The organism is Candidatus Accumulibacter contiguus (genome assembly GCF_036625285.1).
Classification (GTDB): domain Bacteria; phylum Pseudomonadota; class Gammaproteobacteria; order Burkholderiales; family Rhodocyclaceae; genus Accumulibacter; species Accumulibacter contiguus.
Genome location: NZ_JAZKUC010000001.1, coordinates 1,896,112 through 1,909,866, shown reverse-complemented (window position 1 = coordinate 1,909,866; position 13,755 = coordinate 1,896,112). Strand labels below are relative to the sequence as shown.

Sequence of the window (13,755 nt, the reverse complement as noted above, 5' to 3'; positions counted from 1 at the left end):
GGGGCGAAACGACTAACCCATGATGTTGTAACCGCCGTCCATATAGAGAACCTCGCCGGTGACGATCGAGGCGAAGTCGCACGCCAGAGCGGCCGTCGCAAGGCCAACCTGATCGGGGGTAACCAGTTTTCCGGTCGGCGCCTTTTCTTTGGTCTTGGCCAGGAGTTCGTCGAAGCGATCGATTCCTGATGCCGCCCGGGTCATCACCGGTCCCGGCGAGATGACGTTGACGCGGATGCCTTTCGGTCCCAACTCTGCAGCCAGGTACCGTGCAGCCGACTCCAGCGCTGCCTTCGCCGGCCCCATGATCCCGTAGTGCGGGACGACCTTCTCGCCACCGAAGTAACTCATCGTGAAAATGCTGCCACCTTCCTTCTCCATCAGCGGCTCGGCCAGATGCGCAACGCGCAGCAGCGAGTGCACCGAGACGTCCATCGCCATCAGGAAACCGTCACGCGAGCAGTCGACGACCCGGCCATGCAGGTCTTCCATGGGTGCAAAGGCGATTGAATGCAAAACGACGTGCAGCTTGCCCCATTTCCGCTCAATGGTCTCGAAAACTGCCTCGAGCTGGCCCGGCTGACGCACGTCGCACGGCAAGTAAAGCGCGTCGTCAACGCCCAGTGCCTGAGCGAGTTCGCCGGTGTAGCGCTTCGTTTTGTCGTTGAGGTAGGTAATCGACAGATCCGCCCCGCAGGCGCGGAAGGCGCGTGCGCAGCCATAGGCGATTGAGTCCTTGTTGGCGATGCCGATGACAAGCGCTTTCCTGCCGGCGAGCGGCTGTTGAGGAATCCCGATCGGCTGTAGCGCCGGGCCATCGGGATCGTTGAGTGGTTCGGTCATGGCTATCTCCTGTCGATACTGGGGATGGATGAGTTCCTTCGATGTTTGTCCTTCTCTGACCCCTCAGGCCGGCGTCAGTAAACCTCCGGGACATACTTGAGCGGCAGCTTGACTTCCTGGTAATCGCCCGGTTTCTGCCGTTTGGGCAGGGTGATCTTCGGCTGCTTGACCACTTCGTAGGGAATGCTGCTCAGGATGTGCTTGATGATGTTCAGGCGCACACGCTTCTTGTCGTTGGAGCGTGCAACGAACCACGGTGCCCACTCCGTATCGGTCGCCCTGAACATCTCGTCACGGGCGCGCGAGTAGTCGTACCAGTGGCTGTAGGACTTGAGGTCCATCGGCGAGAGCTTCCATTGCTTGCGCGGATCGGTGATACGCGCTTCGAGGCGGCGTGTTTGCTCGTCCATATCGACTTCCAGCCAGTACTTGAGCAGGAGGATATTGTTGAGCCCCGAAGCCATCAGCTTTTCGAACAGTGGTGCCCCCTTGAGGAAAGCCTCCACCTGTTCTTCGCTGGCGAAGCCCATGACGCGCTCGACACCGGCGCGGTTGTACCAGCTGCGGTCGAAGATCACGACCTCGCCGGCGGCCGGCAGGTGCGGCAGGTAGCGCTGCACGTACATCTGACTCTTTTCGCGCTCGGTCGGCGCCGGCAGGGCGACAACCCGGAAGACGCGCGGGCTGACGCGGCCGGTGATGGCCTTGATCGTGCCACCCTTGCCGGCGCCGTCACGGCCTTCGAAGACGATCACCACCTTGAGGCCTTGCTTGATCACCCACGACTGGAGATGGGCCAGTTCGGCCTCGAGCTTTTCGAGTTCCTTGAGGTAAATCTTGTTGGACATCCTCTTCACCGGTTTTTCCGGGGTCTCGGTCGTTTCTGGCGTTTCTTCCGCCACCGTCCCGGACGGCATGTCCGGATTGACGACCCGCTCGGTCCTGCTTTTCTTTGCCGACTTGCCTTTTTTGCCCATTTCGCATTCCTTTCGAGATATCTGCTTTCACTGCGCCGGAGAATCCCCAAACGTTCGGTCGAGCCCTGCAATACCGTTCACGGTTCCGCAAGATGCCAATCACGAGGCAATCGGCCTGCTGCTCGGTGAACACTTACCCCGGGGTGCCGTTTCATTGTGCCTTGCCCACGCTGGCCATCCTGTCCGCCTCGACCACCCAGCCGCCGCCCATGGCCTTGTAGAGGTTGATCATTGCCTGCAAACGGGTCTGCTGCGTCTGCGTGTATTGTAGCTGGGCATTGAACAGGCTGCGTTCGGCGTCGAGAACCTCGATGTAGCTGGTGTAGCCATTCTCGTAGCGCAGCCGGGCCGTTCCCGCATACTCTTGCAGCGCGCCTACCTGGCGTTTCTGCGCCTGTAACTGCACACCGGTCCGGTCCTGATCAACGAGCGCGTCATTGACCTCGCGAAACGCTTGCTGAATGGCTTTCTGATACGCAAACAGTGCTTGCTGCTGTTGCGCTTCCGCGGCCTGCACCTGACCGGCAATGGCCCCGGCGGTGAAGATCGGCATGCTGATCGGCGCGGCGTACTGCCAGACCTTCGACTCGCTGTCGAACAGCTTGCCAAGACTGCTGCTGGCATAACCGAACAGGCCGGTCAGCGAGATCGTCGGAAAATAGGCCGCTTTGGCGGCGCCAATCAGGGCATTGGCGGCAATCAGGTTCTGTTCGGCCTGCTGCAGGTCAGGGCGGCGCTCGAGCAGATCGGATGGCAGACCGGCCGGGATGGCAGGCACGCTCAGTTGATCGATGTTCCTGCCGCGGGCGATCGGTCCAGGGTTGCGACCCAGCAGCACGCAGAGGCCGTTTTCCTGCTGGGCGATCGACTTTTCGATGCTCGGGATGGTGGCCAGGGCTTCCTCGTACTGGGACTGGTTCTGGCTCAGTTCGAGCAGCGAGATGACGCCTCCGGCGTAGCGCTGCTTGAAGATGTCGTAGGAATCGCCGCGACTTTTCGCGGTCGCCCTGGCGATTTCCAGTTGGCGATCGAGGTCGCGCAGGTTGACGTAGGCGCCGGCCACGCTGCCGACCAGCGAAAGGATGACGGCACGCCGTGCGTCCTCGCTGGCCAGGAGCTGTGCCCGCGCGGCTTCGCTCTGGCGGCGGATACGGCCCCAGATGTCGATTTCCCAACTGGCAGTGAATACCGCCTGGTAGCTGTTGTAGGTGCTGCTGCCGGCGTCCAGGGCCGAGATCGAACTCCGCTGCCGACTGGCTTCGAAGCTGGCGCCGACCTGCGGGAACAGCGGCGCACGAACGATGCCGTAGCGACCGACGAACTCGTCGATGCGCGCGCTGGCGATCAGCAGGTCCTTGTTTTCACGCAGGCTCGTGCCGACCAGATCATTGAGCACCGGATCGCCGAACTGTTCCCACCAGGCGGTATTGGCCAGATCAAGAGCCGTCTGATCGCTCAGGCGCCAGGCGGTGGGGGTGTCTACGGCCGGGCGCAGGTAATCGGGTCCGACCATGCAGCCACTGGCAGACAGCGCCAGCAGGGCAATCACGATGTTACGCATGGTCCTTACCCTCCTTGCCGGTGCTGGCTGGCTGTTCTTCTGTGGCCGCGTGCGGGGCAGTGGCTTCTCCACTCTCGGCGTGAGAGACATTGGTTTCCCCCTTGTGGCCGAGTTTCTCGACGACGTAGAAGGTCACCGGGACCAGGAAGATCGCGATGCCGGTCGCTGCCAGCATGCCGCCGATCACCGCGCCGCCCATCACTTGCCGCGAAATGGCGCCGGCACCGCTGGCAATCGCCAATGGCACACAGCCGAGGATGAAGGCGAAAGAAGTCATCAGAATTGGTCGCAAGCGCAACTGCGCACCCTTGAGCGTCGCATCGGCCAGTGACAGCTCACCTTTCTCGTACTCCATCTTGGCAAACTCGACGATCAGGATGGCGTTCTTGGCGGCAAGGCCGATCAGCATTACCAGGCCAATCTGCGCATAGACGTTGAGCTCCTGGCCACGCAAGAGCAGCGCGGCGAAAGCGCCGGCGATGGCGATCGGGGTGCCCAGCAGGACCGAGAACGGCAGCGACCAGCTCTCGTACTGCGCCGCCAGGATCAGGAAGACGCAGAGCAGCGAGAAAGCGAAGATGACGACCGGCGAAATGCCTTTCTGCGCCTTCTGCTCCTGGAACGACATACCCATGTAGTCGTAGCCCATTTCACTCGGCATGGTTTCGGCGAAGACCTCCTCAAGTGCGCGCATCACCTGCACCGAACTGTAACCGGGCGCCGCCGAGGCGTTGATCTGGGCGCTCCGATAGAGATTGTAGCGCATCGTGAACTCGGGTCCGGCAATGCTGCGCACCGAGGTCAGCGCCGATAGCGGGACCGGCTGGCCGTCCTTGTTGCGCACGTAAAACTGACCGATATTCTCGATGTTGGTACGGTATTCGCCTTCAGCCTGGACGTAGACCTGCCACTGGCGTCCAAAGCGGTTGAAGTAATTGATGAAGCCGCTGCCCAGGAAGCTTTGCAGCGTCTTGTACACGTCGCTGATGTTGACCCCTTGTTTGAGGACTTTGTCGCGGTCGACTTCGATGAATAGCTGTGGCACGACCGGGCGGAAGGTGGTCGTTGCGCCAGCAAGTTCGGGGCGCTTACGCGCGGCTTCCAGGAACTTGGTCGTGTTCTCGGCGAGGAAAGCAAGATCCTTGCCGGCACGATCCTGAAGGACGAAGGTCGCACCACCGGAGACGCCGACGCCCGGGATCGCCGGCGGCGGGAAGGCAAAGCCGATCGCGCCGCTGATGCCCGACAGTCGTTTCGTCAGTTCGGCCTTGATCGCCGCGTACTGTTCCTCGGGCTTCTTGCGCAGCGCCCAATCCTCGAAGGTGATGAAGAAGAAGGCACTATAGGTGTTCTGCACCTGACTCAGCATACTGTAGCCGACGACCGTCGTCACGTACTTGACCCCGGGTACGCCCATGATCATCTCCTCGGCCTGACGGGCGATCTCGGACGTGCGCTGCAGCGAGCTGGCGTCGGGCAACTGGACGCCAGCGAAGACATAGCCCTGGTCCTCGTCGGGCAGGAAGCCGGTCGGCAGGGTCTTCCCGAACAGTCCGGCGACTGCGGCGACGCCGACCAGGAAAATCAGGCTGACCAGGCTCTTGCGTATCGCGATCCGGCAGGTCCCCACGTAGCCGTTAGTGATTCGTCCGAAGACGCGGTTGAACCCGTCGTAGAATTTCTGTAACGGACCGCTGCCCTTGACTTTCGGCCTGAGCAGCAGCGCGCACAGGGCGGGACTCAAGGTCAGTGCGTTGAACGCCGAGATGATCACCGAAATGGCGATGGTCACCGCGAACTGCTGGTAGAGCTGGCCGGTGATACCGGGAATGAAGGCGGTCGGCACGAAAACCGCGGCGAGGATGACGGCGATGGCGATCACCGGCCCGGTGACTTCGTCCATTGCCTTGAGCGTCGCGTCCTTGGCTGAAAGGCCGTGCTCGATGTGGTGCTCGACCGCCTCGACGACGACGATGGCGTCATCGACGACGAGGCCGATCGCCAGCACCAGACCGAATAGTGACAGCGTGTTGATCGAGAAGCCGAACATCGGGAAGAGCATGAAGGTACCGACCAGCGAGACCGGCACGGCGAGCAGCGGGATCAGCGTCGCACGCCAGCCCTGGAGGAAGATGAAGACGACGATGATGACCAGGACCAGCGCCTCGAACAGCGTGTGCTCGATTTCCTTGATGCCTTCCGTGACGGCGAGCGTCGTGTCGAGAGCGATAACGTAGTCCAGGTCGGGTGGGAAGCCCTGCTTGATCTTCTCCATCAGAGCCTTGGCGCCGTTCGCCGCGTCGAGCGCGTTGGCGCCCGGTATCTGGTACAGCGCCACCAGGGCGGCCGGCTTGCCGTTGAGGCGGCCCTGCATATTGTAGGTCTGCGCGCCGAGCTCGATACGCGCGACATCGGCGACGCGAACGATCGAGCCGTCGGGGTTGGCGCGCAGCACGACCTTGCCGAAGTCCTCTTCGCTGACCAGGCGTCCTTGCGCACGCACCGCGTAGGTGAACTCCTGACCTGCCGGTACCGGCTCGGCACCGACCTGGCCTGCCGGATTGACGGTGTTCTGGGCGTTGATGGCGTTGACGATCTCGGGAATCGTGATGTTCAGCTTGGCGAGGACATCGGGCCGCACCCACAGGCGCATCGCGTACTGGCCGGCGCCGAAGACCGTGACGCTGGCGATCCCCTTGACGCGCGTCATCTGGTCGTTGATGTTGATGTACGAATAGTTGGCCAGGAAAACGTTGTCGTAGGTGCCGTTCGGCGAATAGAGCGCGAACATGATCAGCGGCGACGAGGTCGACTTCTGTACCGTGACGCCGTAGTTGCGCACGTCGGATGGCAGTTGTGACTCGGCCTGGCCCTCCCGCATCTGGGCCAGGAGCTGGTCGGTATTGGCGTCGGTCGCCACGTCGAAGGTGACATACAGGGTCGATTGGCCGTTGTTGGCGTTGATCGAGTACATGAAGTCCATGTTGTCGACGCCCGACATCTGCTGCTCGATCGGCGTGGCGACCGCCTGCTCGACGGTCAGCGCGTCGGCGCCGGTGTAGGTGCTGTTGACCTGGATCGTCGGTGGAACGATGTTCGGGAACTGCGCGATCGGCAGGCCCGCCATGGCGACCAGGCCGATGATGGTCATCAGGATCGAAATGACCATGGCGACGATCGGCCGGTTGATGAAGAACTTGGACATGGTCGCTTAATCCTTGGCGGCTGGCGCAGGGGCTGCCGGTTTCTCGGTGGGCTTGGCCGGGTCTGCTGCGGCCGTTGGCGCTGCCGGGACAAAGGGCTTCGGATTCACGGTCATCCCCGGCCTGACTTTCTGGGTACCTTCGGCGATCACCTTGTCGCCTGGCTGCAGGCCCTTGCTGATGATCCACTCCGAAGCAATCCGTTCACCGACCGTCACCGGCCGGACATCGGCCTTGTTGTCGGCGCCGACGACCGCCACCAGGTACTTGCCCTGCATTTCGGTGACGGCCCGCTGGGGAACCAGCAGCGCGCCCTTGTCCACCGACATCGTGGCGCGGACCTTGCCGTACTGGCCAGGACGAAGCAGGTTGTCCGGATTGGCAAACAGGGCTGCGACCTTGAAGGTGCCCGTCGTCGGATCGACCTGCCGGTTGAGCACCGCGACCTTGCCCTGATGCGGGTAGATCGATCCATCCACAAGGATGAGCTGCAAGGGGACATGCTCCGTCTTCTTGCCGGAAGCGGCTGCGGCGGCGGCGACCTTGAGGTATTCGCGTTCGCTGATGTTGAAGTAGACCTTGATCGGATCGACGGTCGACACCGTCGTCAGCTCCGTCGTCATGCTCGGGCTCAGGAGGTCGCCGATCTGGGCCTTGGCGATGCCGGCGATGCCGGTGACTGGCGAAGTGATTCGGGTGAAACCGAGGTTCAGCCTGGCCGTCTTGAGCGATGCCTCGGCGGCTTCAAGCGAGGCTTTGGCCGAGAGGTCGGCGCCGGTGGCGTCATCGAGATCCTTCTGGCTGACGGCGTTCATCGCCGCCAGGGGCTTGATGCGGGCCAGGTTCGCCCGCGTCGTTTCATAACGCGCCGCCTGCTGGGCACGCAGTCCCTTCGCCTCTTCGACGGCAGCCTCGAAAGTGCGCGGGTCGATCTCGAAGAGCGGCTGTCCCTGCTTCACCAGCTCTCCTTCGCGGTAGTTCTGCCTGATCAGGTAGCCGGTGACCTGCGGACGGATGACGGCATTGACGTTGCCGTCGAGTGAGCCGATCCATTCCAGGTAGATCGGTACGTCCCTTTGCGAGACGGTGACGATCTCTACGGCCGGCGCCGCTGGCGGCGCCGCCTTTTCCTTCTCGCATGCCGTGCTGACCAGAAGCAGCGCTCCGGCCAGCCCGGCGAGTGTGTACCTGAAAGCCCGATCTGCAGAGGTGAAGGGGGATGGGGTAGGCCTCATGGCGGCTCCTGCTGGACGAAAATGGGTGTGGCTGGTGTTGATGAATGGGAGAGTCGCGCCATCGTGGTGCAAACAAATGATCAACCGTGGAGAGCCATTGCCTGCCGATTCTGTCGGGCGACGACCCGCAATGAATTCATTATGGATTATGTGCCGCGCGTAATCCAGCGTCAATTATCAGGCTATCGAGTGTCGCGTTGCGATTCTGTGGGCCGGCCGTACGGGTTCACGGGGCAATATTTCTTTCTTGGCGTTGCGCTGACGTCTTTCCATCGAACGTCGCGTCCTTCTTCGGTGTTCGACGTCCCTTTGCGGTTGAAGGTGTTCTTGGCCGCTTCAAGGTTCACGATGGCATTGCCGAGCGCGTAGCTATGTCCCTTCGGCAGAAAAACGAGGATGATCGGGTTCTCGGCACCCTTGGCCCTGGCATCGGCGACGACAGTGGGCGAAGAGTACAGGGCTGCCGGCTGGCTGGCGCCGTCCGGGCGCGTGACGAGCCTGCCGTGCAGCGCCAGAGAAGACCTGGCACACCAGACAGCGCTGACGAACCTGCTCTTCCGGGTACGTCCGGTCTATGAGGCGCGCACGCCGACTGCAGTGGCGTCGCTGCTCGAAGTTGCCGGAGGCAGCGTAAGGTGGCTGCCTGACTGCTTTGCGTGCAGAGTCAGTTCCCGGCACAGAAAAACCCCGGCACAAGACCGGGGCGAAATGGGCGAAAACAGCTCAAGCGGCCTTGCGCTTGCGTGAACCGGCGATCCCGACCAGGGCCAAGCCCAGAAGGGCCAACGATCCTGGCTCCGGAACGCTGAACTTCAGATCGTCGATGGCGAATAACCATCCATCGAAGGGGTTGGTAATCTCGATCGACGAAATGCCGGATGCCGAGAACGAAACGAGATCGTTCCCGTATCCATTGTCCGGCGATGCAATCGTTTCCAGAAGCGTGTGGCTGCTGTCAAAGGCACTCGCGAACCCTGTTACGCCGGAGTCTCCATAGTTGTCGTAGATGTACGAGACGTCAAACACAGGCGACGCAAAGCTGATGATCAGCGGACTCAAACGGTTGTTCCCGCCATCCGAGGAATTGACCAGGGACTGCGACGGCGTGCCGCAGCAATGCCTGGAAAAGTGATGAGCCTTCCTGTGAAAGTCGCGTCAGCGGTAGTTGAATTTTCCCTTCCTCTCGCTGACACACCCAAGGCGCTGAAGCGACTTGCCCATTGGCGCGAAACCCGGAAAATGCCGAACATTCGCGCGTACTCCCGCGCCAGCAGAGGGAAAGCTCATCATGAACGATGCAAGCGGTCGCGACTTCTCCGCCGCGGAGACGGGAGAGCGGCTGATCGACGACCAGCAGTTTTGCGAGCTGATCCGCGCACGCGGCCGGACACTGCTCGAACTCGCCCGCGGCCTGACTGCCAGGGGTGTCGGCGAGGTCGCCCTGACGCGGCTGCTGAGTGGTCGGCTGCTGCTCGAATCGGGCCAGATGGAAGAGCTGCTCGACGAGTACGGTGCTTCCCAGAACCTCCGTTGGAGCCGCTTGCGGGCCATCGTCGCGGCGCTGCGCAACTTCGCGCGCATCGGCCGGGTATTGGCCCACGTGCAGCGTCGCCTGCCGACCTACAGCTTGCTGACGGTGGACGCCGATTTCCACGCGGCGACTGGCGAACGCTTGCGCCTGGTCGGTGGCGTCGTCATTGCGGTCGCTGCCGGTCTGCTGGAGGAAGCGCGGCTGCTCGGCGTCGACATCGCCGACATCGCTCCGACGCCAGAGGATTTTGCCGAACAGTTGCCTTCTGGTCGCCTGGCCCGCAACCGCGACGACCGCATCACCGCCGACGTGAGCATCACCGTCACCTACCTGGCAACGGAGTTCCTCAATCTGGCGGCGGAAAGCGAGCTGTTGCGCACTTCGGCCCGCGTGCCGCCGCAGGACTATGCGCACTGTTTTCCGGATCCGGTCAGCGAGGAACGTCTGCGCCAGCTCGGCTTCCGTTTCCACAATCTGCAGTCACTGTACGATACCCACGTTTCCAGAACCTGGGTCGAGACCTTGGACCCGGATCTGTCGTTCCTGCGCGGCCACGCCAGCGTCATCTATCATCTGCTCAAGATCGCCACTGACCTGGCCCACTACTACGAACGGCACGTCAGCCCGCAGACCGGCGACGGTCTGCTGTGCGAACGGCCGGTGGTCGATACCGACGCCATCATGGCCACCCTGTTCGCCTACGCCATGGCTTTCTCGAGCGATTTTCTCGACGGCGGCCAGCGCCTCAGCCAGAACATCCTGCGCCGCTACGCCGAGCCGGGGCGGCTGGAGGTTCCGGTGCCCAGCTACCGGGGCTTCCACGTGCGGCCATCGAATCTGGTGGCGCGCATCGTCGCGCATTACGGCAGCGAGGTGCAGATGGATCTGGACGGCAAATTGTTTGACGCCGGCTCGCCGCTCGACCTTTTCCGCGCCAACGAAACCATCAATGCGCGCAAGCGGCGCTGGCTGGCGGCGGAAATCGCCCGCGTCCCTCCCGACCAGGACGGCGCTCTGGAACCTTCGGCCATCGCTGCCGCCGTGCTGGCCATCGTGCATCGGCTGGCCGGGGAGGGCAAGGTGATTCTCTACCGCCAGCCGCTTGAGATCTCCGAAGAGATCGGTCGCCGTGAGGGCGGCGTCCTCGAAAACACCGTCGCCGAGATCGCACGCCTGCAGGCCACGGGACAACTCGACATCCGCACCGACCTGACCGTCACCTTCATCGGCGACAAGCGCGTCCTGGCCGATGTGGACGCCCTGGCCAGGGTTGGCTACGGCGAGGATGGCTTCGGCAACAACGTGGTGCTGCCGAAGGCGCTGTCGTATCTGCGGCGTTGAAGGGTCGGGCGCAGGCCACCGGGCTCACAAAAGACAAACCCCGCCGAAGCGGGGTTTGCTCAGCGTGTTGCGGCCTTACGCCTTCTTGCGGCGGCTGCAGCCGAGGCCAGCGAGGCCGAGGCCAAAGAGAGCCAGAGATGCTGGTTCGGGCACTTGCGTAAGCTGCAAGAGTTCGTTCGCCAGCAGGCGCTCGCCATCGGCAGTGGGAAGGTAGGTGTCGTTCAATGGCCCATTGAGGTAAGTATTCCCACAGTTACCCCGGATCACTGCGCAACCTCCGCTGCTCAGGCCCCCCAAGCAACTCGCGCCGCCGGTCGGATTCCATCCTTGCGAGAAAATCCCCCAGCCGGGGTTTGAAAGCGAAATCGTTGCTCCGAGGCCGGCAAAAATCGGATCGGCCGAGGTCGTGATCGGGGGTGCCTGGAAAAGTCGAGGGTACGAATGATCAGTGGCAGACCGTTGAGGGCGCGCGACATCGACGAACCTGGCGAAGTCGTCTGCTATATCGGGTAATATCGTGCATCACGCCGCCAGACCCGCCGTCCGATGGCTGTCGATCACCTGTAGCAACTGCGCGAAGACCTTTGGCGTGCCGGCGATGATGTTGCCGGTTTGCAGGTAGTTTTCATTACCGGCGAGATCGCTGATCAAACCGCCAGCTTCGGAAATCAACAGCGCACCACCGGCCATGTCCCAGGGCGAGAGGCCGAATTCCCAGAAACCGTCGAATCGACCACAGGCCACATAGGCCAGATCGAGGGAAGCAGCGCCGGGGCGGCGCATGCCGGCGGTTTTGCGTGCCAGTTCCTTGAAGATCGCCAGGTAGGCGTCGATGTGATCGTAGATACGGTAGGGGAAACCGGTGCCAATCAGCGCGTCTTCGAGTCTCAGGCACTTGCTGACGCGGATGCGGCGTTCGTTGAGGAAGGCGCCGCCGCCTCTGCTGGCGGTGAACATCTCGTTCCTGGCCGTGTCATACACCACCGACTGGGTGATCTGGCCGCGGTGTGCGAGCGCAATCGAAACCGCATATTGCGGAAGACCGTGGATGAAGTTGGTGGTGCCGTCAAGCGGATCGATGATCCACTGATACTCGCTGCCAGCGGCGATGCCGGCGGTCTGGCCGGACTCTTCTGCTAGAATGCCGTATTCCGGATACGCCTCGCGCAGCACTTCGATGATCGCCGCTTCGGCTTTCTTGTCCACTTCGGTGACGAAATCGCTCTGGCGCTTGGTGGTGATCTGCAGGTGCTCAAGGTCCATTGATGCCTGATTGATGATTTTGCTGGCACGGCGCGCCGCCTTGATGAGGATGTTGAGAACTGGATGCATGGATGGCTTTTGAAGAACCTGACGGGTGGCTGCTGCGGCCCGATTGGTGTGGAGGAGTCCCGATTCTAATATGAACCGGCCTGCCAGGTCTCAATCTTCGGTCTCGCCACTCGATCGGGTCCGCGTCGTCCTGTCGCACACCAGCCATCCCGGCAATATCGGTGCCGCCGCACGAGCAATGAAAACGATGGGCCTCTCGCGTCTGCTGCTGGTCAATCCGAAGCGCTTTCCGGACGACCAGGCAGTGGCCCGCGCCGCTGGCGCCGAAGACATTCTCGTGTCTGCCGAGGTGTGTACAGGCATCGACGCAGCACTGGCCGATTGCGTGTTTGCCTGTGCGATCTCGGCGCGGCATCGCAACCTCGGGCCACCGCCTTTGCCGGCGCGCCTGGCCGGGGCAGAGATTTTTGCCAGGGCCGCCGAGGGCGAAGTGGCACTGTTGTTCGGCAATGAAACCGCCGGGCTGTCCAACGCCGAGGTGCAACGCTGTCAGCGTACGGTGTTCATCCCGGCGAACCCGGAGTACACCTCACTCAACCTGGCTTCGGCGGTGCAACTGCTGTGTTACGAGCTGCGCCTGGCGGCTTTCGACGGCTGTCCACCGGTGCTCAGCAAAGCGGTTCCTTTTGCCTCGCCACCGGCAAGCCATCAGGAAGTCGAACGCTTTTATGAGCATCTCCAGCGGGTAATGGTGAGCAGCGGTTTTCTCGACCCCTTGCGACCACGACGGCTGCTGCCCAAGTTGCGGCGCCTGTTCGGACGCGCCGAGCTTGAACGCGACGAGATCAACATCCTGCGCGGACTGCTCGATGCAATCGAACGACAGGTCGCCGAGGAGCGCAGGACGGCCGGCAGTACCAGCGGCTGCGCGCATAATAGTAGATAAAATCAGTAGGGTATTGTATGATTACATCTTGCCCTCAAGGATTTTCGCTCAAGGACTTCCCTCTCATGTTCAGCCGCCTGCGCGAAGACATTCAATCGGTATTCGACCGTGACCCTGCTGCCCGTACCTCCTGGGAAGTGCTGACCTGTTATCCGGGTGTGCATGCGATGGTCGCGCATCGTCTGGCCAACTGGTTATGGGTGCACCGCTTGCGCTGGCTGGGTCGCGCGGTTTCGCACCTCGGGCGTTTTTTTACCGGTATCGAAATCCATCCCGGAGCAACGGTCGGGCGGCGTCTGTTCATCGATCACGGCATGGGTGTGGTGATCGGCGAAACCGCCGTCATCGGCGACGATGTCACCCTCTACCACGGCGTCACCCTGGGTGGCACTTCATGGAACAAGGGCCGGCGGCATCCGACGCTGGAGAACGGCGTGGTGATCGGCGCCGGCGCCAAGGTGCTCGGACCAATCATCATCGGTGCGTCGGCCAAGGTCGGCTCGAATGCCGTGGTTGTCAAGAACGTGCCGGCAGGAGCCACCGCGGTGGGCAATCCGGCGCGTATCATCGACAGCGTGCAGGCACAGAAGCGCGAGCAGATGGCCGGGCAACTCGGTTTCTCGGCTTATGCCCTGGCTGGCGATCAGGATGACCCGCTGGCCAAGGCGATTCATGGACTTCTCGACCATGCGGTCGAGCTTGACCGGCGTTTTGAGCTGTTGCTCAGGAAACTCGATGAGGCCGGCATCGAGGTCAAGGGCGAATTGGTCACGACAGACCAGTTTGACCCCCAATACTTGAGTAAAATAGTTGACTAATTTTCGAATGGTCTCTATAGTGTACAAA

General features: G+C 62.1%; 10 protein-coding genes and 1 pseudogene. 3 read left to right on the top strand and 8 right to left on the bottom strand.

Annotation, left to right across the window (positions count from 1 at the left end):
- Positions 1-12: 12 nt before the first annotated feature.
- The 6 genes from fabI to V5B59_RS09335 all read right to left on the bottom strand — a co-directional run bounded on the left by fabI (position 13) and on the right by V5B59_RS09335 (position 8,878).
- Positions 13-843 (bottom strand): enoyl-ACP reductase FabI, encoded by an 831-nt coding sequence (fabI, locus tag V5B59_RS09360; RefSeq protein ID WP_169071634.1) that lies wholly within the window; start codon positions 841-843, stop codon positions 13-15.
- Positions 844-917: 74 nt separating this feature from the next.
- Positions 918-1,760, bottom strand: a complete 843-nt coding sequence (gene ppk2 / locus V5B59_RS09355; protein ID WP_169071646.1) for a polyphosphate kinase 2 — start codon at positions 1,758-1,760, stop codon at positions 918-920.
- A 211-nt stretch (positions 1,761-1,971) separates the two neighbouring features.
- Positions 1,972-3,381 (bottom strand): efflux transporter outer membrane subunit, encoded by a 1,410-nt coding sequence (locus tag V5B59_RS09350; RefSeq protein WP_169071635.1) that lies wholly within the window; start codon positions 3,379-3,381, stop codon positions 1,972-1,974.
- Positions 3,374-6,586 carry an efflux RND transporter permease subunit gene (locus V5B59_RS09345; protein WP_169071636.1) on the bottom strand — a complete coding sequence of 1,071 codons (3,213 nt, stop codon included), beginning with the start codon at positions 6,584-6,586 and terminating at the stop codon, positions 3,374-3,376. The genes V5B59_RS09350 and V5B59_RS09345 overlap by 8 nt, the downstream gene beginning before the upstream one ends.
- Before the next feature lie 6 nt (positions 6,587-6,592).
- Positions 6,593-7,819, bottom strand: a complete 1,227-nt coding sequence (locus V5B59_RS09340) for an efflux RND transporter periplasmic adaptor subunit (protein ID WP_169071637.1) — start codon at positions 7,817-7,819, stop codon at positions 6,593-6,595.
- Positions 7,820-8,542: 723 nt separating this feature from the next.
- Complete coding sequence (locus V5B59_RS09335) at positions 8,543-8,878, bottom strand: PEP-CTERM sorting domain-containing protein (protein WP_248595026.1); 336 nt, start codon at positions 8,876-8,878, stop codon at positions 8,543-8,545.
- A gap of 229 nt (positions 8,879-9,107) precedes the next feature.
- On the opposite strand from V5B59_RS09335, the gene V5B59_RS09330 reads away from it, so the two are divergent.
- Entirely contained in the window at positions 9,108-10,691 is a 1,584-nt protein-coding gene (locus V5B59_RS09330) for an HPr family phosphocarrier protein (protein ID WP_169071639.1), read from the top strand.
- A 75-nt stretch (positions 10,692-10,766) separates the two neighbouring features.
- Here V5B59_RS09330 and V5B59_RS26190 read toward each other — a convergent pair.
- Together V5B59_RS26190 and V5B59_RS09320 are read right to left on the bottom strand one after the other, a co-directional pair.
- Positions 10,767-10,850, bottom strand: a pseudogene (locus V5B59_RS26190) (PEP-CTERM sorting domain-containing protein); the annotation flags it as partial.
- A 363-nt stretch (positions 10,851-11,213) separates the two neighbouring features.
- Complete coding sequence (locus tag V5B59_RS09320; RefSeq protein ID WP_169071640.1) at positions 11,214-12,023, bottom strand: inositol monophosphatase family protein; 810 nt, start codon at positions 12,021-12,023, stop codon at positions 11,214-11,216.
- A gap of 70 nt (positions 12,024-12,093) precedes the next feature.
- On the opposite strand from V5B59_RS09320, the gene V5B59_RS09315 reads away from it, so the two are divergent.
- Positions 12,094-12,909 (top strand): RNA methyltransferase, encoded by an 816-nt coding sequence (locus tag V5B59_RS09315; RefSeq protein ID WP_169071641.1) that lies wholly within the window; start codon positions 12,094-12,096, stop codon positions 12,907-12,909.
- A gap of 65 nt (positions 12,910-12,974) precedes the next feature.
- Positions 12,975-13,727 (top strand): serine O-acetyltransferase, encoded by a 753-nt coding sequence (cysE, locus tag V5B59_RS09310; RefSeq protein ID WP_034911739.1) that lies wholly within the window; start codon positions 12,975-12,977, stop codon positions 13,725-13,727.
- Positions 13,728-13,755 lie beyond the last annotated feature (28 nt).